The sequence below is a fragment of the Gardnerella sp. c23Ub_4 genome, assembly GCF_055804115.1.
On the sequence record NZ_JANUYO010000001.1, the window covers coordinates 871,419 to 896,951 of the forward strand.

At 41.1% G+C, this 25,533-nt stretch carries 22 protein-coding genes, 3 tRNA genes and 1 pseudogene; 21 read left to right on the forward strand and 5 right to left on the reverse strand.

Annotated features, from left to right (window positions below; all coding sequences use genetic code 11):
* The 6 genes from uvrB (at position 1) to NYP67_RS03470 (ending at position 7,488) form a co-directional block, all read left to right on the forward strand.
* Positions 1 to 2,115 (forward strand): excinuclease ABC subunit UvrB, encoded by a 2,115-nt coding sequence (gene uvrB / locus NYP67_RS03445; protein WP_473411178.1) that lies wholly within the window; start codon positions 1 to 3, stop codon positions 2,113 to 2,115.
* A 472-nt stretch (positions 2,116 to 2,587) separates the two neighbouring features.
* Positions 2,588 to 4,225 carry an InlB B-repeat-containing protein gene (locus NYP67_RS03450; RefSeq protein WP_004130538.1) on the forward strand — a complete coding sequence of 546 codons (1,638 nt, stop codon included), beginning with the start codon at positions 2,588 to 2,590 and terminating at the stop codon, positions 4,223 to 4,225.
* Between the two features lie 172 nt (positions 4,226 to 4,397).
* A complete protein-coding gene (locus NYP67_RS03455; RefSeq protein ID WP_004130540.1) occupies positions 4,398 to 4,724 on the forward strand; it encodes a type II toxin-antitoxin system RelB/DinJ family antitoxin in 327 nt (108 codons plus the stop codon).
* Positions 4,721 to 5,002: a type II toxin-antitoxin system YafQ family toxin gene (locus NYP67_RS03460; RefSeq protein WP_004130542.1), complete on the forward strand. Its 282-nt coding sequence runs from the start codon at positions 4,721 to 4,723 to the stop codon at positions 5,000 to 5,002. Before NYP67_RS03455 ends, NYP67_RS03460 begins: the two co-directional genes overlap by 4 nt.
* 579 nt (positions 5,003 to 5,581) lie before the next feature.
* Entirely contained in the window at positions 5,582 to 5,761 is a 180-nt protein-coding gene (locus tag NYP67_RS03465) for a helix-turn-helix domain-containing protein (RefSeq protein WP_430886666.1), read from the forward strand.
* 8 nt (positions 5,762 to 5,769) lie between these two features.
* Complete coding sequence (locus NYP67_RS03470) at positions 5,770 to 7,488, forward strand: DUF262 domain-containing protein (RefSeq protein WP_115757178.1); 1,719 nt, start codon at positions 5,770 to 5,772, stop codon at positions 7,486 to 7,488.
* A gap of 240 nt (positions 7,489 to 7,728) precedes the next feature.
* Here the strand turns inward: NYP67_RS03470 and NYP67_RS03475 are convergent.
* Positions 7,729 to 8,061, reverse strand: a pseudogene (locus NYP67_RS03475) (type II toxin-antitoxin system RelE/ParE family toxin).
* A complete protein-coding gene (locus NYP67_RS03480) occupies positions 8,058 to 8,363 on the reverse strand; it encodes a type II toxin-antitoxin system RelB/DinJ family antitoxin (protein WP_102705022.1) in 306 nt (101 codons plus the stop codon). The pseudogene NYP67_RS03475 and the gene NYP67_RS03480 overlap by 4 nt, the downstream one beginning before the upstream one ends.
* 625 nt (positions 8,364 to 8,988) lie before the next feature.
* On the opposite strand from NYP67_RS03480, the gene NYP67_RS03485 reads away from it, so the two are divergent.
* Together NYP67_RS03485 and pyk are read left to right on the forward strand one after the other, a co-directional pair.
* A complete protein-coding gene (locus NYP67_RS03485) occupies positions 8,989 to 10,335 on the forward strand; it encodes an ATP-binding protein (protein ID WP_115757176.1) in 1,347 nt (448 codons plus the stop codon).
* A gap of 219 nt (positions 10,336 to 10,554) precedes the next feature.
* Positions 10,555 to 11,994, forward strand: a complete 1,440-nt coding sequence (pyk, locus tag NYP67_RS03490) for a pyruvate kinase (protein WP_032815411.1) — start codon at positions 10,555 to 10,557, stop codon at positions 11,992 to 11,994.
* A gap of 294 nt (positions 11,995 to 12,288) precedes the next feature.
* Here pyk and NYP67_RS03495 read toward each other — a convergent pair.
* Positions 12,289 to 12,362 (reverse strand) — tRNA-Leu (locus NYP67_RS03495).
* A 259-nt stretch (positions 12,363 to 12,621) separates the two neighbouring features.
* On the opposite strand from NYP67_RS03495, the gene NYP67_RS03500 reads away from it, so the two are divergent.
* The 6 genes from NYP67_RS03500 to NYP67_RS03525 all read left to right on the forward strand — a co-directional run bounded on the left by NYP67_RS03500 (position 12,622) and on the right by NYP67_RS03525 (position 16,751).
* Positions 12,622 to 12,694: transfer RNA gene (locus NYP67_RS03500), tRNA-Arg, on the forward strand.
* 83 nt (positions 12,695 to 12,777) lie between these two features.
* A complete protein-coding gene (gene glmU, locus NYP67_RS03505) occupies positions 12,778 to 14,187 on the forward strand; it encodes a bifunctional UDP-N-acetylglucosamine diphosphorylase/glucosamine-1-phosphate N-acetyltransferase GlmU (RefSeq protein ID WP_415694908.1) in 1,410 nt (469 codons plus the stop codon).
* Between the two features lie 46 nt (positions 14,188 to 14,233).
* Positions 14,234 to 14,701 (forward strand): ribosome silencing factor, encoded by a 468-nt coding sequence (rsfS, locus tag NYP67_RS03510; RefSeq protein ID WP_115757174.1) that lies wholly within the window; start codon positions 14,234 to 14,236, stop codon positions 14,699 to 14,701.
* A 9-nt stretch (positions 14,702 to 14,710) separates the two neighbouring features.
* Positions 14,711 to 15,532, forward strand: coding sequence for a histidine phosphatase family protein (locus tag NYP67_RS03515; RefSeq protein WP_415694904.1), 822 nt, complete (start codon positions 14,711 to 14,713; stop codon positions 15,530 to 15,532).
* Between the two features lie 178 nt (positions 15,533 to 15,710).
* Positions 15,711 to 16,232: a LytTR family DNA-binding domain-containing protein gene (locus NYP67_RS03520; protein WP_060785515.1), complete on the forward strand. Its 522-nt coding sequence runs from the start codon at positions 15,711 to 15,713 to the stop codon at positions 16,230 to 16,232.
* A 69-nt stretch (positions 16,233 to 16,301) separates the two neighbouring features.
* Complete coding sequence (locus tag NYP67_RS03525) at positions 16,302 to 16,751, forward strand: DUF3021 family protein (protein WP_060785514.1); 450 nt, start codon at positions 16,302 to 16,304, stop codon at positions 16,749 to 16,751.
* A gap of 223 nt (positions 16,752 to 16,974) precedes the next feature.
* Here NYP67_RS03525 and NYP67_RS03530 read toward each other — a convergent pair whose 3' ends face one another.
* Positions 16,975 to 17,379: a pyridoxamine 5'-phosphate oxidase family protein gene (locus NYP67_RS03530; RefSeq protein ID WP_004130565.1), complete on the reverse strand. Its 405-nt coding sequence runs from the start codon at positions 17,377 to 17,379 to the stop codon at positions 16,975 to 16,977.
* 658 nt (positions 17,380 to 18,037) lie between these two features.
* Here NYP67_RS03530 and NYP67_RS03535 point away from each other — a divergent pair.
* From NYP67_RS03535 to NYP67_RS03555, 5 genes are all read left to right on the forward strand, one after another.
* Positions 18,038 to 19,033 carry a DMT family transporter gene (locus tag NYP67_RS03535; RefSeq protein WP_018619060.1) on the forward strand — a complete coding sequence of 332 codons (996 nt, stop codon included), beginning with the start codon at positions 18,038 to 18,040 and terminating at the stop codon, positions 19,031 to 19,033.
* A 104-nt stretch (positions 19,034 to 19,137) separates the two neighbouring features.
* A complete protein-coding gene (locus tag NYP67_RS03540; RefSeq protein ID WP_115761833.1) occupies positions 19,138 to 20,334 on the forward strand; it encodes a hypothetical protein in 1,197 nt (398 codons plus the stop codon).
* Between the two features lie 133 nt (positions 20,335 to 20,467).
* A tRNA-Ala gene (locus tag NYP67_RS03545) sits at positions 20,468 to 20,540 on the forward strand.
* Positions 20,541 to 20,691: 151 nt separating this feature from the next.
* Positions 20,692 to 21,951: a Na+/H+ antiporter NhaA gene (locus tag NYP67_RS03550; protein WP_115761834.1), complete on the forward strand. Its 1,260-nt coding sequence runs from the start codon at positions 20,692 to 20,694 to the stop codon at positions 21,949 to 21,951.
* Positions 21,952 to 22,051: 100 nt separating this feature from the next.
* Positions 22,052 to 22,894: an LOG family protein gene (locus NYP67_RS03555; protein ID WP_473411180.1), complete on the forward strand. Its 843-nt coding sequence runs from the start codon at positions 22,052 to 22,054 to the stop codon at positions 22,892 to 22,894.
* 13 nt (positions 22,895 to 22,907) lie between these two features.
* On the opposite strand, the gene NYP67_RS03560 is transcribed toward NYP67_RS03555, so the two are convergent.
* Positions 22,908 to 24,095, reverse strand: a complete 1,188-nt coding sequence (locus NYP67_RS03560) for a succinate dehydrogenase/fumarate reductase iron-sulfur subunit (protein ID WP_421782233.1) — start codon at positions 24,093 to 24,095, stop codon at positions 22,908 to 22,910.
* 145 nt (positions 24,096 to 24,240) lie between these two features.
* Between NYP67_RS03560 and NYP67_RS03565 the strand changes: the two genes are divergently transcribed.
* Positions 24,241 to 25,038 carry a 16S rRNA (uracil(1498)-N(3))-methyltransferase gene (locus NYP67_RS03565; protein ID WP_473411181.1) on the forward strand — a complete coding sequence of 266 codons (798 nt, stop codon included), beginning with the start codon at positions 24,241 to 24,243 and terminating at the stop codon, positions 25,036 to 25,038.
* 124 nt (positions 25,039 to 25,162) lie between these two features.
* Complete coding sequence (locus NYP67_RS03570) at positions 25,163 to 25,531, forward strand: histidine triad nucleotide-binding protein (RefSeq protein WP_004130581.1); 369 nt, start codon at positions 25,163 to 25,165, stop codon at positions 25,529 to 25,531.
* Positions 25,532 to 25,533 lie beyond the last annotated feature (2 nt).

Below are 25,533 nucleotides of genomic sequence, written 5' to 3' on the forward strand. Positions count from 1 at the left end.
ATGTCGAATAAAATTCAGCGCACAAACAAGCCTTTTGTAGTAAAAGCGCCATACAAGCCTTCTGGCGACCAGCCGCAAGCAATAGACGAGCTGGCGAATCGCATTGAAAACGGCGAAAACGATGTTGTTTTAATGGGCGCAACTGGCACTGGTAAAACTGCTACAACCGCTTGGCTTATTGAGCGTTTGCAAAGGCCTACACTTATTATTGAGCCGAATAAAACTCTTGCGGCTCAGCTTTGCGCGGAGTTTCGCGAGCTTATGCCAGATAATGCTGTGAGCTATTTTGTGTCTTACTACGATTACTATCAGCCAGAAGCGTATATTCCGCAAACAGACACGTATATTGAAAAAGACTCGAATATTAACGACGATGTTGAGCGTCTTCGTCACGCTGCTACAGCGAATTTGCTTACGCGCAGGGATTGCGTTGTTGTAGCTACTGTTTCTTGCATTTATGGACTCGGTACCCCAGAGGAGTATGCCGAGCGAATGCTTATGCTGAGCGTTGGCCAGCAACTTGAGCGAGACGATTTATTACGTCAATTTGTGAGCATGCAATACAAGCGTAACGACATTGCGTTTACGCGCGGAACTTTTAGAGTGCGAGGCGACACGGTTGAGATTATTCCTGTGTACGAAGAATTAGCTGTGCGAATTGAGTTCTTTGGCGACGAAATCGACAGAATTACAATGTTGCATCCGCTTACTGGGGAAGTGATTCGCCAAGAGAGTAGCGTTCATATTTTCCCAGCGTCTCACTATATTGCGGGTCCTGAGCGCATGGAGCGCGCGCTTGAGGCGATTGAGAAAGAGCGTGACGAACGCGTTGCGCAGCTTAAAAAGCAAAATAAATTGCTGGAAGCTCAGCGTTTGGAAATGCGAACTACGTACGATTTAGAGATGCTTCGCCAAGTGGGTGTGTGCACAGGAGTGGAGAATTATTCGAGGCATTTTGACGGCCGCGCGGCTGGCACGCCTCCGCATACGCTTCTTGACTTTTTCCCAGACGACTTTTTGCTTGTTTTAGACGAATCGCATGTAACCGTGCCGCAAATCGGAGCTATGTACGAGGGAGATGCTTCGCGCAAAAGAACGCTTGTAGAGCATGGCTTTAGGCTGCCATCTGCAATGGATAATCGCCCGTTAAAGTGGAACGAATTTTTGGAGCATGTTGGTCAAACTGTGTATCTTTCTGCAACGCCTGGAGACTATGAGCTTGGGCTTTCGGATGGCGTAGTTGAGCAGATTATTCGCCCAACTGGCTTGCTGGACCCTAAGATTGAGGTTCGACCTGTGGAAGGGCAGGTTGACGATTTGCTTGCGGAAATCAAGGCGCGTGTGGCAAAAGATGAGCGCGTGCTTGTTACTACGCTTACAAAGAAAATGGCGGAAGACTTAACTGATTACTTTTTGGAGCTTGGTATTAAAGTTGAGTACTTGCATTCGGATGTTGATACTTTGCGCAGAGTGGAGCTTTTGCGCGAGCTTCGCGAAGGCAAAATTGATGTGATTGTTGGCATTAATTTGCTTCGTGAGGGCCTGGATTTGCCAGAAGTTTCGCTTGTTGCGATTTTGGATGCAGATAAGGAAGGCTTCTTAAGATCTTACCGTTCGCTTATTCAGACGATTGGCCGCGCTGCTCGTAACGTTTCGGGAACTGTGCTTATGTATGCGGATACTGTTACTGATGCTATGAGCAAGGCGATTAGCGAGACGGAGAGGCGTCGCGAAAAGCAAATCGCGTATAACAAGGCGCATGGAATTGACCCTAAGCCTTTGCGAAAGAAGATTAGTGACGTTAACGACATGCTTGCTAAAGAGGATGTTGATACTCAAACTTTGCTAGCAGGCGGTTACAGGAATGCTAATAAGGCTGGGAATTCGCATTATGGAGTGCCAAAAGAGCCAAATCTTGGGCAGCAAAGTAAAGAAAAGCGTATGGCGAATATATCCGCCTTGCCGCAAAGCGATATTATGTCTTTGATTAAGAATTTGAGCGAGCAAATGCATGTTGCTGCAGAACAGTTGCAGTTTGAGCTTGCTGCTCGTTTGCGCGACGAGATACGCGATCTTAAAAAAGAGTTGCGTCAAATGGATGCGGCTAATAAGTGAGCGTAATGAGTGAGCTTGTAAGTTATCTTGTAAGTTAGCGATGATAATAAATAAGCTAATGTATGCGTCAAATATTGAGTATTCTAGTTAGATGTGGTGAGTGCTGGATTTGAATATGTTAATAAAAGATTATTTATTGTCTATGATTCACGCGATGTCTTTGCATTGATAGAGAATCAGCCATGGAATATTCTAAATTTTGTTAATGTGAAAAAATAAATTTATTTTATTTTTTTGAAAAAATACTTGACAAAAGGATTGAGAGAGAGCATGCTCAGACAGACAGACAGACAGACAGCGTGATTTTGTCTTTTTTGTAACATAATTTTTTACAATTTTCACCACTCTATACACTATTTATTTTGAATTCGCACATAATTTTTGGCCTATAAACCTATATTTGCGCTATATAAATTTTTGAATTTAATAAAAAATTATTATTACTATAATCATTAATTTGGTTGGGAATAAAATGAATAATAAAATAATAAATAAAGTTATTAGTTTAATAGTTGCTTTTATAACTGCGATTGGACTTTTTGCAGGGGTTGTGAATGCACAAGCTGATAGCAAAACAACTACAGAAGTTAAGAAATATCCGCTTTCACTTGATATGGATATTGTTTTAAAATCTGGAGATGGTTACATACATCCAGGTGCTAAAAATCAAGTCGCCAAGAACATTGAAAATATGTGGGAAAATCTTCCGATAACTGTCGAAGATGAAAATGGAAATAAAATTGATGTCAAGAAAGAGCTGCAATCTAACTTTCAGCGTTTTGTTGGCAATTTTGCGATAGGACAAAAATTAACAATAACGATTGATACTAATAGCATTCTTGACGGTTATAATCTTTCTTATAATGCGGATCATGAATATATTTCTCAAGCAAGCGGTTATTCTAAATTCACAGTCAAATATCACCTCGACAAAGATAATGACCCTATGGTTGTTAGAATTTCGTTTGGAAAAATGAATGTGAAATTCGATCCTAAGGGCGGAAATATTGGCAGTGAGTCGGGCACAATCATAAAAACTGTAAAAAAAGATAATACGGTTGATTTCCCAGCTAACCCAACAAAAAAAGATTTGGAATTTGGGGGATGGTATACCGAGCTTCCTGATATTGAAGCTTACCGACAGCGTAACATTGTAGGCAAACGCTACTATTGGGATAATAATTCGCTATTTTCGGATTGTAACCGTGATTGGCAGACATACAATGATACTACTTTAGACCCATTATATGATGGTGTATTTTTACTTCGCGCACAATGGAATGCAAGATATACATTTAATGCTAATGGCGGCACCTTTAGTGATGGTACAGCCAAGAAAAGTGAAGCAGTACAGCAAGGCAAGAATATTAATATATTGCCTGCGCCTACGCGCGAAGATTATCAGTTCTTAAACTGGGCGGATGCTGCTGGTAACACTTACAATCCAGGTGATACTTATACTTTGAATGCTAATACCGTGTTTACTGCCGAGTGGAAGCAGATTCGCAATACAGTTACTTTCAAGAACGGCGATAAGACTCAAACGGTAAAGGTGGAAACTGGTAAGGCTATTGATACGGATGCCTTGACTGGCCAGTCTATGCCTAAGAATCCAACGAAGGATGGTTATACTTTCAAAGAGTGGAATACAAGCTCGGATGGTAAAGGTAAAGCATTTACTGGCACAACGACTGTTGATAGTGATTTGACTGTGTATGCCATCTTTACGAAGAATACAGGCAGCGATGATGGTGGCGATAATGACGACAACAATGACAGCGGAAGTGTTGAACCAGATTCAAGCGATAATCCTGAATTGAATGTTGGAGGCGGCAGCGTAAATAACAATAGAACGTTAGACGGTGCTGCGAACGGCTCGGCAGATGGTGCTGCAAATGGTGCAGCTGCCAATGGCTCGTCAAACGGTCTCGCAAACAGAAGCGGTTCTGCTAAGTCGCGGACTGCTGGCACGCGCTCTTCTGGAGTGCTGCCAAATAGTGGTGCGGATGCCTCTGGAGTAACTCTTGCATCCTTCGTCTCTATTGTGTTTGGTTTATTTGTGGCTTCTTGCGCTGTCATAAATCTCAATAGTGCTAAGCATTTGCGCTAGTTTGCATTATTGTGTAAGTCATAAATAAATTAAGGCGGGCACTGGTTAAACGGTGCTCGCCTTGTTCTTTTAGATTGCCTTATTGTTTCTTGCGCTTTGTTGTTTGCGTTTGCAATTCCTATTCAGTTATATTACTTTAGTTGGTCTGAATTATATACAATGTAATGATAATATGTTGAATATAAACGAATATTTGCGTATAGTAAAAGAAGATGGAGGTATTGTTGTGACTACTACGAATTTAAATATCAGAACAGATAAGGGAATTAAAGAACAAGCTGATAAGATTTTTTCAGAACTCGGTCTCAATATGACAACAGCAATTAACATGTTTTTGCGAACAACTATTCGTGAGAACGGGATTCCATTTTCTCTTAAATTAGAGGTTCCAAATGATACAACGATTGCTGCTATTGAGGAGGGTAGACGAATTGCATCTGATCCTAGTGTAAAGGGTTATAGGAATATGGAAGATCTTAAGGCGGCTCTTGATTTATGAAATACGAAGTAAAATTCACGAATCAATTCAAAAAAGATCTTAAATTAGCTAAGAAACAAAATAAAAATACGGATAATCTTTCAGAAGTAATTAATGTTTTAGCCAATGGTGGCGTGCTAGAAGCTAAATATTGCGATCATTCTCTGACTGGAAAATATAGCGGAACAAGAGAATGTCATATTGAACCAGATTGGCTTTTAGTATATGAAATTAAGAATGAAGTTCTTGTTTTGATGTTATATAGGCTTGGTACGCATTCAGAATTGTTTAAGAAATAAAATAACACATTTTTAAATCTACAGCTTTTTTATTGATAAAAGGTTTAATGTGCAAGCGTAAGTGCGATGTTTCATAGTTTTCCTTGCGAATTGGTGGGATATTAGTACGACGATTGGCGAGTTTTTGTTCCGACGATTGGCGAGATATTGATATGACGATTGGCTATGTTTAGAAATGTGGTTGTAAGTGCTAAACGTTAAAAGGTTTAATTAGTGGCGGCTCATCAATGCGATGGAATCTAAAGGTGATGTGTTGCTTATGATTATGGCCTCTCTTGCATGGCAGGAATCGGAGTAGCTTTCAAAGAATGTTAAGATGGGTATTCAGTTCAGATATCAGAACTGCGAGATTCATGTCAATCACAACTGGTTCTTGGGATACACCAAAGATGAGAACGGACACCTTGCAGCAATACATGGTGTTTTTGTCATTTATAGAAAATTTATATGGTGGAATTATGCCAGGATTGAATTTATCAACCAAATAGTTTATAGCGTAATAAGTTTAGGTGTGTTTTAGACATAGAGGATAACGATGAAGACATTTGATATGATTAAAGAATTATGTAATAAAAAAATATAAGCGTTTCGGAACTTGCCAGACGGATAGGGCAGACTTCGCAGAACTTTGGTAAGAAACTGAAACGAGATACAGTTACTCTTGAGGAGTTGAAACAGATAGATGATGTTATGAAGGTTACCTTTGAGCAATCATTTATCTTCCCGGGTGGAGAAATGATAAAAACAAGTAATGAGTGAGAGAAATCATGGCATACGAAAAGAAAAGTATTAGAGCAATAATAGATGATGTAAATAGTAGAAGATTCTATCTTCCTGCTATTCAAAGAAAATATGTGTGGGGAGATTCACAGATCACAAGATTAATGGATTCTATCATGCTTGGATATCCTATTGGAACTTTTCTTTTTTGGAAAGTTAAGAAAACTATTGTGAACCAAAAAGAGTATTCAATGTATGAATTTATAAAAGATTACCATGAGCGAGATATGTGTAAGAATCCGGCTGCACCGCAGCCGTTCCCGTTTGGTAGTGGAGATGAAACGATCTGGGCTGTTTTGGATGGCCAGCAGAGATTGACTTCTCTATACATAGCTTTGCAAGGAAGTATGAGCAGAAAACTTCCAAACAAAAGATGGAAGAATGATGATGCATTTCCGAAGAAAGAACTGTACTTTGATTTGCACAGTGAAAAAACTGATGATGAGGACATTTCTTACGATTTCAGATTTTTAACAGCAGAAGAAGCCGCAAAGAATAAGGACAATAAGATATGGTATTTAGTAAAAGATATTCTTAAGTATTCAGCTGAAGATTTATTAACAGAAGTTATCATTCCAAATGGCTGGGCAACAGATAAAGTTGCAACAAAGAACATTTCGCTTTTACATACAAGACTTGTTACTGATGAAATTATCAACTACTTTGAGGTAGAAAAAGATTCGATTGACAGCGTATTAGATATTTTCGTTAGAGTAAATTCTGGTGGAACCGTTCTTTCAAAGAGTGACTTGTTATTCTCTACTATTGTTTCTCATTGGGATAAGGCAAGGGATGAAATTGATAAGTTGCTTTCTGAAATAAATAAGAAAGGCGAAGGATTCAAATTCTCTAATGACTTTATAATGCGAACTTGTTTGTATCTTTTAGATATGTCCGTAGCATTAAAAGTAGAAACATTCAAAAAAGACAGTGTATTAAAAATAAAACAAAACTGGGCTGCAATCCGAAAAGCCATCAAGGATACAGTTGATTTGTTAAATGAGTTCGGATTTAATTCAGAAAACATGATTTCTTATGTGGCTGTTTCTCCTATGGTTTACTACAGATACAAAGGTGGTGATTTCGATTCAAGCAGTAAAGCTGAATTAAGAAAATATATTGTAATCGCACAGGTAAGACAGATTTTTGGCACCGCATCAAACTCTGCGCTGACAAGCATAAGAGAGGCATTGAAGGCTGCGCCATCTAATTCATTTAGTATGAAAAATCTAAATGGGATTAGATTCACAGGTGGCAGAACTCTTAGATATACTGCGGATGAGATTGATGCAATGTTTGACACATATGAGATTGGTGCCTATACATTTATGTTGTTATCTCTTCTGTATCCAAATTTGAAATATAGTCAGAAGGGATTTCATCAAGATCATATGCATCCGTATACGGGATTTGAAGAAAGCAAAATTGATGGTTTGATATTGCCGGACGGAACAGTGATTGATGATGATACTAAAGAAGATTGGCGTAGAAGAAGGAACACATTAGCAAACCTTCAATTGTTGGAAGGTAGAGAGAATGAATCCAAGAATGCGACACCACTCGTTGATTGGTTGAAGATTACTGAAAATAGTGAAAATGCTAAGTACATTCCGTGTGATATTTCTTATGAACTTTCAAATTTTGAAGAGTTTATGGAGAAACGTCAGGAATTGATGAGCAATGCATTAAAGGATATTCTTTTATAGTATTTTCCTATACAAGCAATAAGGCAACCCAACGCTTGTGTCGGCTCGACATACCGATTTTCAGGGGGATGACTGTTCTATGATTGCCCTATACAGCAGATGGGTTATAGGTTACTCGTTGAACAATCAATCCACGTGGAGAGTGTTGTATTAATGTTGAGGGGTTAAAGCTGGGTGTGCATCTCGTAACGTTCAAAATTACGCTACTTTGTTCGCCCCAATTCTTGCGCAAATCGCGCATTAGTTGTTTGAGTCGTTAGCAATGTTTTCAATATTTCTGCCTGAGTAGAAGATACGGATAACAGTAACTGTAGTTTTATTTTCGTCTACTTGGTAAAAAACTGTGTAGTTATCTATGGGAACTCTGTGTATTCCTTTAGAACACCACGGCTCCCACTTAACAAGTGTATATCGCATAGGCATAGTCTCAAGAGAACGTATAGCATGCTTAATGCGGTTGACTTGTTTTTCAGCTATTCTTAGAACTTATAATGTAAAACGAATGTATTCGTATAGCTCTGTAAGATCAAGGAACGCTTGTGGAGAATAAATGATTCTGTATGATTTGCTCATACTCCGTATTCTTTAGCGAAGAATTGGTCTACTTCATCTGCACTGTATTGTTTGCCAGTTGAAATAGAGTCGATGCCTTTTTGTAATTCTTTATCCAACTCGGCTCTTGTTAAGCTGCCTAAAGCAGTAGGCTTATTAGTTGGCAAGCGGAGTTCAAATGGCATGCCTTTTTGTAAAACAATCTGGCTGTAAAGCATTTGGATTGCTGAAGATGGTGTTATTACAAGTTGGCTCAATATGCTTTCAGCGTTTTCTTTAAGATTTGTATCGATTCTTGCATATACAGCGTTCGTGTTTGTCATTGTGCTTGCATCCTTTATGCGTTTATTTTACAAAATAGTTGCAAGCATATGCAAGCAAATGAAAGCAAAAGTTTAACTACTATTCAGATTATAGCTTTCCGTTGTTGGTTTAGGTATTTTTTGTTGGATGGAAATTAGGCGTATTGGTAAACCTGAAGGAGTGTGAAGATGGCTGCAAAATATTAAGATGTGCAAGAATTGCTAGAAAAATCTGATTTTAATGCTAGCTTGAGTTTGCTTTAGTGAGGACGATTGGAAAGCGCGGTGTGTGAAATACATGTCGTCAAGTCATAAAGGCCAAAATATTTAGTGTGTGCAGCAATTCTTTTGTTGTGTGTATTTTCATGTTTTATGCGAGCGCTACTTAATGCGTAATGCGTATCAATGCGTATAATCGTATAATAATGTGATAAAAAACACCAAAATATGTATAATAATGTGATTAAATGCACTAAATTATGTATAATAATGTGATACACGATAAAAGATAACGCAAAATATAACAGAATAACCGCAGAATTGTTGCAAAATAATAACGTAGCAGAACAATCACGCGTAAAAACAGCAACGCACTAATGCGGTTGAAATATCTAATAGCGTAACGTCAAGTGAAAGGTGAGTAAACATGAAAAGGCTGATTATGAGCAAACTTTTAGCATGGAAGAACTCGCCGTACCGTAAACCATTGATATTAAAAGGAGTACGTCAAGTTGGTAAAACTTGGATACTAAAAGAATTTGGTAAGCTTTACTACAAAAATATTGCTTATTTTAACTTCGATGAAAACAAAGAATATAAGCAATTCTTTGAAACCACTAAAAATGTGGAGCGAATTTTACAAAACCTAATGCTTGCAAGTGGCCAAAAAATCGAACCAGAAAACACGCTTATCATATTTGACGAGGTTCAGGACTGCCCAGAAGTAATAAACTCGATGAAATATTTTTGTGAAAACGCTCCGCAATATCATGTTGCTTGCGCTGGATCATTGCTTGGAATAACGCTTGCCAAACCATCTTCATTCCCAGTTGGAAAAGTTAATTTTATGCAAATAAACCCAATGAATTTCACAGAGTTTTTACTTGCTAATGGAGATGAAAATCTAGCGAAGTTTATTGAACAAATCGATAAAATAGAGCCGATTCCAGACGCATTTTTTAATCCGCTATACGAGAAATTAAAAATGTATTATGTTACAGGGGGAATGCCTGAGTCAGTTTTAATGTGGGCTAAAGCACGAGATGTAAACGCAATGCAAGAAACATTGTTTGAGATTATAACAGCTTATGAACGAGATTTTGCGAAACATCCTAATGTTAGCGAGTTTCCTAAAATATCAATGATTTGGAATTCTATTCCATCTCAACTGGCGCGTGAAAACAAAAAATTCTTGTATAAAGTTGTTAAAAATGGTGCGCGAGCAAGAGAATATGAAGACGCTTTGCAATGGTTGGTGTCGGCACAATTGGTGTATAAAATTTATAGAAATACTGCGCCGAATTTACCTATTGCTGCTTATGATGATGTATCTGCTTTTAAGATTTATCTGGCAGATGTTGGTTTGTTAAGGCGATTAGCACAACTTGCTCCGACTGCATTTGCGGAAGGCAATAGGCTATTTACTGAGTTTAAGGGTGCTTTAACAGAAAATTATGTTTTGCAGGCGTTACTTACTCAATTTGAAGTTATGCCTAGATACTGGTCTCAAACGAATCCGCCTTATGAAGTGGATTTTCTTATTCAACGAGAAAATGATATTTTCCCTGTTGAGGTTAAATCTGAAGCAAATATTAACAGTAGAAGTTTGAAAAAGTTTAAAGAACTATTCCCTAATCAAGCGAAATTACGTATACGATTCTCGCTGAATAATCTAAAACTAGACGATGATATGTTGAATATTCCGTTATTTATGGCTGATTACACGGATAAGCTTATAGAACTTGCGCTGAAAGATTGCCCTGAAAGAAAATGATTGATAAGTTAGCGTGACTAATCGCAAGTTAAGAGTGATTAATCAGTGAGCGCAGCTAGTTGCAAGCTAGTCGTAAGTTTGTCACAAGTTAGTCATGTTTAATCGTAGTAAATAAATAAGTGCGAGTTTTGCCTATAGGTCACAATTTGCTGGTACACTATTACTCGGAAAGTGGGTATTTTCCCATTTAAAAATAAACAAAGGAAACAGGCAGGCATTATGAGAAAAGCCAAAATTGTTGATACTATTGGACCAGCTACCGAATCGTTAGAGGGCATTACCAAGCTTGTTGAAGCTGGAATGGATGTTGCTCGCTTAAACCGTTCGCATGGCACTCCTGAAGATCATTTGCGCGTTTACAACAATTTGCGCGAAGCTTCAAAGACCACTGGTCGTAATGTTGCTGCTCTTGTTGATTTGCAAGGTCCAAAGATTCGTTGCGGTTGGTTCAAGAAGAACGCTGACGGCGAAGACAAGGTTTATTTGGAAGAGGGCCAAGAGTTCGTTATTACAACAGACGATATTGAGGGTGATGAGCATCGCACTTCCACAACCTTCAAGGGTTTGCCAGGAGATTGCCACGCAGGCGATCCAATTTTGATTGATGACGGCAAGGTTCGTCTTGAGGTTACCAAGGTAGAAGGCAACGACGTACACACTAAGGTTGTTGTTGCTGGCCCAGTTTCTAGCCACAAGGGCATTAACCTTCCAGGCGTTGCCGTTTCTCTTCCAGCATTGACTGAAAAGGATGAGTCTGATCTTCGTTGGGCTATTCGCACGGGTGCAGACATTATTGCAATGTCGTTTGTGCGTTTTGCTACCGATATTGATCGTGCTCACGAAATCATGGACGAAGAAGGCCGCCGCATTCCAATCGTTGCAAAGATTGAGAAGCCGCAGGCTGTTGCAAACTTGGAAGAGATTGTTAAGACCTTCGATGGCATTATGGTTGCTCGTGGAGATATGGCAGTGGAGATGCCACTTGAGCAGGTTCCACTCGTTACCAAGCGCTGCATTGAGCTTTCTCGCCAATATGCAAAGCCGGTAATCGTTGCTACCGAAGTTCTTGGATCTATGGTTAACTCTCCAGTTCCAACTCGTGCAGAGGCTTCTGATTGTGCTAACGCTGTTCTTGACGGCGCTGATGCAACTATGACCTCTAACGAGACTGCAGTCGGCAAGTATCCAGCAGTTACCGTTCAGACCATGTCTCGTATTTCTCAATACGCTACTGAAAACGGTTACGATCGCATTCCATCTGTGGAGCTTGACATGTCTAGCACGGGTGCAGTTTCTTCTGCAGCTGTTGACTTGGCAGACAAGCTCAACGCTAAGGCGATTGTTGCTTACACGCAAACTGGTCGTACCGTTCATCGCATTTCTCGCGAGCGTCCAGCTGCTCCAATCTACGGCTTGACCAACAATGAGCACACTTATCGCTGGTTGGCTTTGAGCTGGGGCACTGAAGGCTTCTTGATTAGCGAGGACTACCACGATATGAACCGTCATGATCTTATGATCTTTACAGACAAGGTTCTTCGTGAAGCTGGTAAGGTTGAAGACGGCGACAAGATTGTTGTTTTGAGCACTGCTCAGGGTGAGCGCCAGGCTGGTCGTACCGACTCTATTTACGTTCACACCGTTGGTGCTTGCGATTAATCGCTAGCTAATCGCTAGCTGATTGCTAGCTAATCGTTAGTTTTCTAAACGCGCATCCTTTTGGGTGCGCGTTTTTGTTTAGCGCGAATCATGTGATTTCTCACGCTACGATTTAAACTCAAAGTCGTCGATTCCCGCGTTTGTTTACCATTTGAGCCAAAAAGGGAACAAACGCAGGAATGAAAGCGACTGCAAGGATTATGTGTGTTGTTTGGTGTGTTGTGCAAAATCGCGCGAGAGTGATGGGGAAAGATAACAAAAACGCCGCTTAGCATGTAAGCGGCGTTGTGCACGTGCCCCCGGTGAGACTCGAACTCACACTGCACAGATTTTGAGGCTGTTTCCTCTACCAATTGGGATACAGGGGCATCTTAAATTATCCGCGTTTTAACGCGACTTGATGACTATACCACATTTTGCAGAGTAATCAAATATACCGCGTGTTGCGCGTAAGAAAGCGAGTTGCAACCGCGCGGAAAAATCGCCAGCAACCGCGCGCCAAAAACCCAAAGTAAAATAAAAATAAATAAATATAAATCAAAACAGAATAAAAACAGAAATATTAATTTGCAAATTCTTTAAGACTGGGTGTGTTGATGTAAGAATTTTGGTATAATTGCAACTTGCGCCTCTGTAGCTCAATGGATAGAGCAACGGCCTTCTAATCCGTTGGTTGCGCGTTCGAATCGCGTCGGGGGCACTTTGCTTTGCTCTTGTGTTATGTGAAAAATGTTTGTCACGTATTATGCAAAATAAGGAGCACTTGTGGAAAATCATAGTGTAATGGAAAATGCTAGTGTAGCAGCATCAATAATTCTGGCAGCAGGTGATGGGACGCGCATGCGTTCAACAACGCCGAAAGTATTGCATAAGTTTGCTGGAAAAACATTCCTAAATCGCGTAATGAACGCAATGGCAGGCGTAAACCCAGGGGAGCTTGCTGTTGTAGTGCACGCTCAAGCGAAACGAGTGTCGGCAGCTGCGCAAAGCTACGACAATGCTGTGCGGATTGTGAACCAGGATGATAAGCCTGGAACGGGTAGGGCTGTGCAATGCGCAATGCATGACCTTAACGAGGCTTCAAAACAAGAATGCGGTAATGCGCTTAAAGGGGCTGTGTTAATCGCAGCAAGCGATATGCCACTTTTAGACACGCAAACATTGCAATCATTAATCGATTTTCACAATAATCAAGGCAATGTGGCAACTGTTTTAACCGCTGTTTTAGACGACGCCACTGACTACGGGCGAATTGTGCGAGAAGCAAATGGTGATGTTTTGCGAATTGTAGAACACAAAGATGCCAATGCAGGAGAGCTTGCGATTAAGGAAGTTAATACGTCTGTGTACGTGTTCGATGCGGAAGTGCTTACAGACGCAATATCCAACCTTAACTCCAAGAACGCTCAAGGCGAGTTTTACTTAACGGATGCGCTAGAGCACGCTCGCACAATGGGACGAGTTGGAGCAATGGCGGCAGCAGATTCGTTGAGTGTAGAAGGCGTGAATACGCGCGTTCAGTTAGCTGCGCTTGCAAAAGCATACAACAAGCGCGTTTGCGAAAAGTGGATGCTTGAAGGCGTAACGATTCTAGACCCAGAAAACACGTGGATTGAAGACGATGTTGTTTTGCAAGAAGATGTTACGGTTCTTCCAGGCTGCTTCTTGCAAGGGCATACAACTGTTAAAAGCGGCGCTGTTGTAGGACCGTACACTACGCTTATTGATGCGCAAGTTGACGAAGACGCGGTTGTGGAGCGCTCGCGTGTGCAAGAATCGCATATTTGCCGCGCTGCAAACATTGGTCCGTGGACGTACTTGCGACCAGGAAATGTGCTTGGCGAGGAGAGTAAAGCTGGCGCGTTTGTGGAAATGAAGAAAGCACATATTGGAAACGGCACTAAGGTTCCGCATTTGAGCTATATGGGCGACGCTGATTTGGGAGAGCACACGAATATTGGCGGTGGCACGATTACAGCAAACTACGATGGCGTGCATAAAAACCATACGACTATTGGCTCTAACGCGCATGTTGGTGCAGGAAACCTGTTTGTAGCTCCAGTTACTGTTGGAGATGGAGTTACAACGGGTGCAGGATCTGTTGTGCGTCACGATGTTCCAGCGGATTCCATGGTGTATTCGGAAAATACGCAGCACGTTGTAGAAGGCTGGAAGCCAGCTTGGGGGCGCTAGTTCGATAGTTCGATAGTTTGCTAGTTCGATAGTTAAGGAGAAACATATGGCGGCTTTAGAAAGCTCTGTTAACGCGATTAGGATTGCTGCGTCTGCAGCCGATAGGTTAAAAGCCACTAATTGCCAGGCTTTTGACGTTAGCAATCTGCTTGGAATTACAGACGCCATGCTGATTGTTTCTGCATCTAACGAGCGTCAAGTCTTAGCTGTTAGTGAAGAAATCGAAAAAGACTTGTACTTAAAAGACAACAAGCGCAAGCCAATATCTAGAGAAGGCTTGGAACTAGCACAGTGGGTTTTGCTTGATTTTGGCGACTTTGTGATTCATATTATGCACGAGGAAGCGCGCGAGTTTTATCGCCTTGAGCGTTTGTGGAATGATTGCCCTGTAATTGATTTGCAACTTCCAGAGCATAGCGAGAGCGATGCGGATGGCGATGATGGCGATGATTCAGATGATGGCGATTATGTCGATGATGCGCAAAATGGCGATAATCAAGAGTCTGAAAGGTAGCGCAAGATAATGGTGGATTTTGTTGAAAGCGCAACGCAAATTGCGCATAATGCCAATAAAAACAGCGCTCACGAGGGCATTGCGCGTTCTGTAATGCTTGTTCGCCATGGTCAGACGCCTTATAATGCACAATTTAGACTTCAAGGCATGATTGATATTGCTTTAGATGAGTCGGGGATAGACCAGGTGACTCGCTCTGGCAAGGCTTTGCGAGTGCTTTTTGGAGCTTCCGACTTAGAAGACCCAAAGAATCCAAATAGCGAGGAGCACGTGCGCATTACTCCAGAAGAAGCGGACGCTAGTTTTGTTGCCATTGTTTCGCCGCTTATTCGCGCACAACAAACGGCTCACGCTTTTGCAGATAAGATTGGTCTTAATGTTCATGTTGAAGATGGCGTGCGCGAGCGCTTTTTTGGCGAGTGGGAAGGCCTTAATCGCCAGCAAATTAGCGAAAAATGGCCAGAAGATTTTAATGCTTGGGTAAAAGGCGAAGGTGGAGAGCTTAATCACGGTGCAGAAACTAAGCAAGAAGTTGGCGAGCGCGCGGCGAAAGCTGTAGAAGATTGGGCGCGCAAAACTGGCTCAGACCGCGATTTACTAGTGTTCTCGCACGGATCTTGCCTTTCTCAAACTGTTCATAAGCTTCTTGGATTAGACAAGGTAGATTCTTCTTATAAGACGATTGGCGGAATGGGAAACGGCCGTTGGGCGCGCTTAATTCCAAGCCAAAATTCAGATGGCTCGATTCATTGGCGTTTGGATGCTTACGATCAAGGTCCTGCAGCAGACCCTACAAGCCAGCGTCTTATTCGCATTTGGGGAGCAGCTTAATCTGCGTAATCTCTCCTTTTTACCGCTTATATTTCGAAAACTACCGTTTAGCGATTTTGTAAAGACAGACTATTTACAGTGCCGTATAGTCAAAATTACAAAACAGAAAGCTAGCAAATGCTAATAAAAGTTAGCAAAGCTAGCAAAATCTAACGGTAGTATACGGAAGGGAGGCTTGATGAAAGTAACGATTGCTATTGTGCCGCCAGAAGAAGAGCAATGCGCTCAATTGTCAGTTCACAATATTGACGATAACCTTAAACGCATTATAGCCAGCTTGCAAAGCATTGATTCTAAAGATGCAAAATCAAGCAATGCTGAAAATAATACTGCGATTGCCGAAAATAATACTGCGAATGCGGCAAATAGCAACAATAATTCATTCATATATGGTTATATTAATGATTCGATTATTGTTATGCACGAGCCGGATGTGATTATGATTTGCGTAGAAAATTCGCGTGTAATCATTCACAGTGATAAAGGCGAGTGCGTGTCTTACAAGCGCCTAATGGATTTTGATAATCCGCAATTCGCGTCGTTTGTGCGCATATCTAAATCCGCAATCGTGAACTTAAATCGCATTGTTCGAGTTGATCCAGGATTCGGCGGAAGTATGAGCGTAAAAATGGACGACGGAAGCGTTGAGTGGATTAGTCGCAGATGCTTAGCAGGCTTCAAAAAGCGCTTAGGAATGTAGTTTTAAGCGTATTTTTTATTACTAATTTTTAATACTAATTTTTTAATACTTAAAAAGGAAACGATTATTATGGAAAAGCAAGTTACAACAATAGGCAAAACAATGGTAAAAAACATTGTTAAAGGCATTGGCATAGCGTGCACTATTTTTACTGCAATTAGTTTTGTGTCAAGCTTGTTAGCAAATACCGCAGTTGGAAACAGAATCGCATCTTATGCTGTAGCGTCGTTTGTTATTGGCATAGGCTATGGAGTATTCGCTATTTTTTGGTCGAATGAGCGTATGTCAAATCTTGCAAAATTCGTTTTTGCACTAGTTCCACCAATTGCTATTCAATTTATTGTGTCTGTGATTGTTGGATGGATTTCATTCAAAGATGAGCCAGCTGTGATTTGCGGATGGATTTCGTTCACTGTTGTTTTCCCGATTGCAATTGCTGCAATAATTTATTACTTCGAGAAGAAGAAAGCGGAAGAAATGAACGCTAGATTGCAAGCATTGCGTAAAGAAAGCAAGTAAATTAGTGACAATTAAATAATTTAAGTAAAAATTTAAGTAAATAAAATAATCAAATAAAAAGTGAGTGGTGTTCATCTTCGCCTTTGAAGAAGAACGCCACTCGCTATTCTAAAACGCGTCATAGAATGGTCATAATTTATTCGGCGTTTTGTTAGATTTTTGCTAAAAATTAGTATTTTGATTAATCTTTAGCAATTCGCTAATCAGCTAATCGACCAATTGACTAATCTTTAGCAATCGTCTTTCCAGCATTAGCTCCAGAAGTCAAATCCTGAATTTCAGTGATTTCCATAACAGGAACAGCAGCAGGCTTCTTTGTGCCTTTTTCTTCTGCAACGCGAACCTGCTCGTTGTAAATCGCGTCATCTGTGTGAAGTGTAACTGTTCCGCGGAAGCGATAGCCCTTCTTTTCTGCCAAATTTGCAACAGCAACAACAAGCTGGCTGCCGTCTTGCAAGTTCTTAAAATGCTGACCTGCAGTGCGCTCGTGGTAAGCAAGGTGATTATCGTCTAGAACAAACATCGACATCTTTGGGCCAAGATCAAGCTCGCCATCTTTGCTAATCGTTGCAATCCAAGCCAAATTGTTTTCAATAAAAGTCTTCATATCTTCACTAAGAGTTGCCATGTTGAGTCCTTTCTTCAACTGATTATTGTGCAATCGCGCAATCATGCGATTATGTTTCAATCACTTTTAAGATTACGCGCAATCGTGCATATAAAGGCTTAAAAATCGGCAAGTTTTTGCAAATACACCTAAACTTGTGACATAAATCACTAATTGTATAATGCTAAGAGTTCCGCTTTGTGTTGCTCAACACAGGGATAATAGTAGTTGCGTTATATTTGTAGTGCGCGTAATACATTTGTTACGTTTTTACAGCTAAAAACGTAACAAATGTCTCATCAATGATGCAAATGTAACGGATTTAAGCCAAAAAACGTAACATTTGTCTCACCAGCGAGACAAATCTAACGAATATGTAGTGCGATTGTACCTAAAATACGGCGTGTCGTCATACAATCGCACTACAAGACTCGCGATTTTGTAGCTCTAAGCGAAAAGGTAGGTCGGAGCGCATAAATCTTTGGTGTAAATCTTAAGGCAATAGCGTGCTATCAAGTGCTGATTTCGCAATAAAGTAGTAAATTTTCCGAAGGAACGCCAATGGGTTGTACTTTTCTTGTTTTTGTGGCTATTCTATAAAGTTTATAAGGCAATTTAGCTAACTTAAAGAAAAATTTAATGCTATAGACTTGTTGTTTGCAATAATGAGGGGAGTGACATGAGTGAAATAAATAGCGCGGTTCAACCAAGGCAGAATAATCGAATTAACGTAAACATCGCGCGAATCATGTTGCTCTTATGTGCCGCGATTTGGGGCGGAAGCTACGTCTCGTCTAAATACGCTCTAGAGGTATTCCCACCGCAATGGCTTATGGGAGTTCGCATGCTTGGAGCGTGCATAATAATGGGCGTAGTCTTCTTTAAGACGATTCGCAAAAATTTTACTAAAAAGCTAATAATTCCTTCTCTTTTAACGGGCGTTACGTACTACGCATCTTTAGTTACGCAAACAGAAGGATTAAGGTGGATTGATCCAGGCAGAAGCGCTTTTCTTACAGCAGCCTACTGCGTTATAGCGCCATTTTCCGCGTGGATGATTATTAGAAAAAAGCCAACGCTTTTAGGAATTATTGCTGCTTTAACATGCGTTGTTGGCGTTGGATTCGTTGCATTAAAGCCAGGCTCTCTTGTTCTTACGCTTTCTCACGGAGATATTTTAACTCTTATTTGTGCTGCTGTTTTTGCGTTTAACTTAACATATTTAGCGTATTATTCTAGACAATACAATCCCGTTGCTTTAACATTCGGCCAGTTTAGTGTTTCTGGAGTTCTATTTTTGTTTGGAGCTGCAGTAAGCGAGCCTTTGCCTAACTTTAGTGCAGAAGATAATTGGATTACGTTTACAAACATGTTCTATCTTATAGTGATAGTAACTGTTCTTGCGCAAATTATTCAAAACTACACGCTGATTTATCTTTCTACAGCTAATGCTTCTGTGATTATGTGCACAGAATGCTTGTTTACATTGCTATTTTCTAGCATTCTTTACAATGAGCGAGTAACAAGCATGGCTTTTGTTGGATTTGCGTTGATTTTTGCTGCGATTTTGCTTGCAAGTTTGGCAGAGCATATTGAGCTTATAAAAGCAAGAAAAAAGCAGAGCGCTTATAAATCTAAAGCAAAAGTGGCATCTGCGCCAGCATCTACAATCTAAGTAGTAGTCAATTTGAATACTAATTAGCGAATATTTTTGGTGATTACTAATTGGTGCATATTGCTTAGTGAATAGTAGTAGATAACGATTTTTAAGGTGTGCTTGTGAAGAACTTCTTTAAGGGAATATCATTTACGCAAGTTCTAGCTGGCTCTCTTGCAGCTGTGACGGCGTTTTTGCTTTCGTCAAAAATTGGTATTGCGGGGTCTGTTATTGGCGTTGCAATAGGTTCGATTGTGTCTGCTGTAGCATCGCAACTTTATCAAAATGTTATTCACGCGTCTTCTAAAAAGATACAGTCTTCTTCTGCGCTAAAGTCAGGTTCAAGCCGCTATGAAGAAGATGACACTAAAGTGGTAAATAATGCGCGTTTTATTGCATTAGAGGATGATATGCCTAAAGAATACGAAGTTTACAATAATATGATTGATTCGAGCAAAGAAAAACAAGCTAGAAGAGTTGTTGCAATGGCTTCTAATGCAAATAATGCAAATTTTGCTGGCGATTCTTCACTAGATGGCGATTCTTCAAACTCACAAAACGCAAAATTGGGTAAGGCGCCAGCACTTAGTGCCGAAAGCACGAGTGTTATGGAATTGTCTTCCTTAAGAAAACTAAAAGAAGAAGATAATGCGCTTTCGGAAGGAGACGAAGACTCGATTCTTACTCTTAACGATGCTAAACGCGAATTAGGTGGCGGTAGCTATTACGCAAATAGTGAAGCGAAGTATAAGAAGCTTACGATTGTTATTGCTATTTTGAGCGCGCTCGCGGCTGTTCTTCTTACTGCTGGCATTGTGCTTCTGTTTACTCAAGGAAAGGGTACAGATAATTTAGTGCATTCTGGCCAGAATACCGAGCAGAATAATGGCCAGAATCCAAATAATCAAATGCGGCAAAATGGCCAAAATAATGGCGTTCAAAATCAAGATAAGAACTCTAAAGATGTGCAAAAAGACTCTCAAGATGCGCAAAATGAGAAAGATAGTAAAGACAGCAAAGATAGTAAAGACGGTGAAAATTCTTCGAGCAAGAATCCTAGCGAAAAGCAAGATAAAAAGACTCACGAAGGGTCTTCCTCTTCTTCTTTAGATTCAAATGGGTCTAAGGCAGATTCTGGCGATCAAAGCTCTGAGGATTCTGGCGTTTCTGGAGCGTATTCTGGTGCGCGCGGGTCTAAAGGTGATTCCTCGGTTTCTGGCGATTCTTCGCCGTCTTCGCCTTCGACTTCGACTAACGGAGTGAGTGGAGGATCTGCTTCGCAACAAGGCGAATCTGGCTCGCAGCAATCTGGCAGTTGAGAATAGGCGGCGTGAGTAGTCGGCAGCGAATAGGAATAGCGCTAAAAACCGCTGCATACGACACGCCGAGTTTGGTTGGTAGCAAAATCTGTTGTATTCTATCAAAGGTTCGTTTGAGCTATACGACTAAAACGGGGCTATGGCGCAGCTGGTAGCGCATCTCCATGGCATGGAGGGGGTCGGGGGTTCGAATCCCCCTAGCTCCACAATTTGAAACGTCACTTCTAATCGGAGTGGCGTTTTTGTTATATTTCGATACGTATCTTATATACTTGTAAGTCCTAGTGCATGTAACGTATTTTGCACAAGCATTCTAAACTTAAAACTTAACTTAGAACTTATAGGAGATAATTCAGCATGTTAAAGCGCGCGTGGAAAGTGGCATGCAAAATAGCCAATAATGAGCGTACGTCTGGGTTGATTATGCTCGGATTCGCTTTAGCTGGATTAATGCTTGCAAATTTGCCATTTGCGTCGCCTATTTTTGAAGCTGTTTCTCACACGCAAATCGGAATTCCATACACCAACATTCACATGTCGATTAGCCACTGGGTTCAAGACGGTGTGCTAACTATTTTCTTCCTTACAGTTGGTTTAGACTTAAAGCACGAGCTTATTGCAGGATCTCTTAGAGACCCGCGCGCGGCAGCAATGCCAATGATTTGCGCGGTTGGCGGCATGATTGTTCCGCCGATTCTTTTTGTTGGAACTGTTACAATATTCTCGGAGTTGCACGCTGGTCAAGAGATTATGCGACTTACTTCTGGAGCGCTTCCGTCTTTAGATATGGTTCGCTCTGGTTGGGCTATTCCTACAGCAACAGATATAGCGTTCTCGCTAGCGGTTCTTGCTCTTTTTGCTAAAACGCTTCCTAAAGCATTGCGCGCATTTTTAATGACTTTGGCTACAGTCGACGATCTTCTTGGAATTGCATTAATCGCATTATTCTTCTCTTCGCTTAACGCGTGGTATTGGTTTGTAGGCGTTGTTTTATGCGGATTAGTGTGGACTATGCTTGTGCGATTAAAGCGCGTTCCATGGCCTGTTGTGGCGCTTGTTGGCTTGCTTGCGTGGGTTATGATGTATCAAGCTGGCGTTCACCCTACTCTTGCAGGCGTAATGGTTGGTTTGCTAACTCCTGCGCATCTTGTTCACGGCGAAAAGTCGCTTAGAGCTGAAAGGTATCGTCAAAAAATTCAGCCTTTGTCTTCTTTGTTTGCGCTTCCAATTTTTGCACTTTTTGCAACTGGAGTTCATTTTGAAACTTTGACTTGGCAGCTGTTCTTGTCTCCAATATTAATTGCGATTACGATTGCGCTAGTTGTTGGAAAGCCTCTTGGAATTATGATTACTGCTTGGATTGCTAAGAAAGTTATGGGCTTGCGCGTTCCAGACGATTTGCGCGTTCGCGATCTTTTTCCTACAGCATGCGCGTGCGGAATTGGTTTTACTGTGTCTTTGTTAATAGCTTCGCTTTCTTATAGCGACGCGGATCTTTCGGGCGAGGCACGATTCGGCGTACTAGTGGCGTCTATTATTGCGGCTGCTGTTTCTGGATTCTTGCTTGCAAAGCAATCGAATCATATGGAAGAAGAATTAGACGATATTGAAGAGTGATTAATAGCAATTAAAAGTGATTAAGATTGACTTTAATGCGCTTTTTAATCGCGATTATAAGACGACTAGAAAGTGACTAGAAGGTTTTAGAAGGTGACTTATGGTTTCTAATAATAATTTAGGTAATTTAGATAATTCTGGTAAATCTGATAATCCAGATAATTCCTGCGATTCGCGCTCGCAAAGCGAACAGAACTCACCTTGGAAAGACACTTATTACAGCGGTGCCGTAATGATGCGCGGGCCGATGATTCCTAAGGAAAGCACAACGGAAACACTGTTGCAACACGATTTGCCTAATAGCGATTTGCATAATAATTACGCGTGGCAAGGCCTTGACCCTTGGCGAGTTCTTAGAATACAAGCCGAATTCGTTGATGGCTTCGACGCTTTAGCAAAACTTGGATTAGCTGTTAGCGTGTTTGGTTCTGCTCGCATAAAGCCAGACGAGCCAGAATACAGTAGCGCTCGCATAATGGGCAAAGAGCTTGTAAAACGCGGTTTTGCGGTGATTACAGGCGGCGGCCCTGGAATTATGGAAGCAGCAAATCGCGGAGCTGCAGAAGCTGGTGGAACAAGCGTTGGGCTTGGAATCGAATTGCCTCACGAGCAGGGCTTAAACAAATGGGTGAATCTTGGAATGCAATTCCGCTACTTTTTTGTTCGCAAAACAATGTTCCTAAAATATTCCTCGGGAATTATTGTGTGCCCAGGTGGTTTTGGCACAATGGACGAGCTTTTTGAGTCGCTTACGCTTGTTCAAACGCATAAGGTTTCTAAAATTCCTGTTGTTCTTTTTGGCAGCGAATATTGGAAAGGTCTTATGAATTGGATTGAAACTACGGTTAAAGAAAGAGGACTTATATCGTCTTTTGACCCTAGTTTGCTTGCGATTACAGACGATCCTCTAGAAGCTGTGCGAATTGCTAGCGGAGATAATTAGCTTAAGTCTTATCTTATTCTTGCTTATTTTGGCTTATTTTTCGCTCATTTATAAGCGTTGTAAGTTGCCAAATCTCTTCTCCAACGTCGATTCCGCGTGGGCATTGCCTAGAGCATGCGCGCACGGATTGGCACGCGCTTATGCCGTCGCTAGAATCCGCCAACTCTAATCTTCGATTAGTGGCGTTATCTCTAGAATCGTTAATAAATCGCGCTGCATTTATAAGCGCTGCAGGTCCAATAAACGCTTCTCCGCCTGCATAGACTGGGCAAATTCCTTCGCACACGCCGCACATTATGCAATTGCTTAAAAGCTCAAACTTTGCAAGCTGCTCTGGGTGTTGCAAAAACTCAATAATCGCAAGCTTTCCGCTGCTGTTTCTTGTTTGAACATTTTGCGCTTGCAAGTATGGCTCAAGTCTTTTAAGCTGCGCAATCATTGGGGAAAGATCGCAAATAAGGTCTCTTTGAACAGCAAAGCCAGAAAGTGGCGCAATCTCAATAATGCCAAAGCTTCCATTTTGGATTAGTGAAGATATTTCTTTAGATTGTGACTGCAGATTGTGATTTTCGGCGACTGATGTTGTGGTTGCTTGCGACTTTAGGCTACCAGTTTTTCTAAAACCGCTTGATCGAACGCCTTGAGTTTGCGTATTTTGCCTAGCGTTTTGAGCGATTGTAGCTGTGCAAAGTAAAGTTGGCATGCCGTTTACGTTTGCAGCATCCGATCCGCAAACGCCGTGACCGCAAGAGTATCTAAATGCCAAAGTGGGGTCTAGTGTGCGCTTAATTTTAAGCAAGCAGTCTAAAATAGTGTCGTTTTTGCGCGCACGAATCGTATAATCTTGAATCCAATGTTTTCCTCTTAATGGTTTAGCTTGTAAATCGCCAGAATTTTGCGCCTGGAATGGGCTGCTTTTACGCTTTTTTGCAAAAGGGCTTTCTCGGTGTCTTCTAACTAAACCAGGGGAGCTGGCGGAAGCGTTTGGTGTTGAATCGGTTGAATTGGTGCTTGAATTTGTGCTTGAATCGCAAGCAACTGCGGAATTGAAAGAATCGCAAGAATCGCCAGTAATCGATGAATCGCAAGAATCATCATCTGGCGTAAAACGAGATACGCGAAAAGTCACAAAAGCTTCATCGCTTGTAGTGCAATCTTGATTAATGGAATGCGCAAAGTTGCGTCTAAAATCGTCAACCATTTGCGCATACCTCCAATTCGTATAATTCTAGTTTGCCATAATACTTGCACAGAAATACTTGAGCGAAAATGCAGAAGTAGAAATACTTGCCCAGAATCACAGAAGTAGCAAAAATGTTGGCTGCGCCTAACGTTAGGCTTAAATTATGACAGATGCTTTGTTTTTGCTGGATACAAATAAAGACGATGCGCCCGTTCTTGCAAATGGGATTGAAGAGGGCTGGACTCTTAGCTTGCCTCAACACGTTAAAAGGCATGCAATAAGCGCAATGCGACTTTCTGATGGCGATTCGTTAGACCTTTCGGACGGAAAAGGAGTGCGAATTCACGCAACGATTACAGACAGCGAAAACGGCTTAGTTAGAGTAGATTCGTTTATAAAAGAGCCAGCGCCAACAACCAGATTATCGCTGATTCAAGCGCTTGCAAAAACGGGCCACGACGAGCAAGCAATAGACATGGCTACGCAAATAGGAGTAGACGAAGTGATTCCTTGGTGTGCAAATAGGTCAATCTCAAAATGGAAGCCAGGGCGCACAGATAAGCGTTGGAATCAGGTGCTTGAGGCTGCTACGGAGCAATCGCGCAGAGCGTGGATGCCAGAGCTTTTAGAGCCAATAACAAGCAAGCAGATTCTAGCGATTTGTAGGCGTGCATGTGTTTACGGAAGTCTTGTAGTTGTTTTGCATCAAGACGCAACGGATTCTTTTAGTCAAATCGAAAACTACGTAAACGACTTAACAGAAAAATGCTTAAAAGATGGCAAAACGCGCACTGTTTACGTAATTGTAGGGCCAGAAGGTGGAATTAGCGAAGAAGAAGTGCAAAGTTTTATAGACGCTGGAGCTAAAAGTTGCGTTTTAGGAAGCAATATTTTACGAGCGTCTACAGCAGGGCCAGTATGCTTATCGTTGCTTTCTAGAGCGCTTGTCAGGTACGAATAGTAAGCAATTTTGCAATTAATTCTTGCAAGCTTTGTGCGTGTTTTGTGTAAAATGGTAAATGGTATTTTGCAATAAGAATTGTAATAAGAATTGCGATAAGAATTATTGAAAAGTGGGCAAAATAATGGATAAAGCATGCAATACATACATAACTGACAAAGATTGCATTTTTTGCAAGATAATTGATGGGCAAATCCCAAGCAGCAAAGTGTATGAAGACGATGCAGTAGTGGCTTTTAACGATATTAATCCGCAAGCCAAGGTGCATGTTTTGATTGTTCCGCGCAATCATTACAAGAATGTTGCTGAGCTTGCGCAAAATGATTGTGATGTTTTGGCTCATATTGCATGCGTTGCGCAAAAAATTGCAAACGACTTTTATAATGGCGATTATCGCCTTGTTTTCAACACTGGTTTGGGAGCTGGTCAAACCGTGTTCCATGTTCACGCTCATGTTTTAACAGGCGAAAAACTTGAAGAAGGTAGTTTATAAAT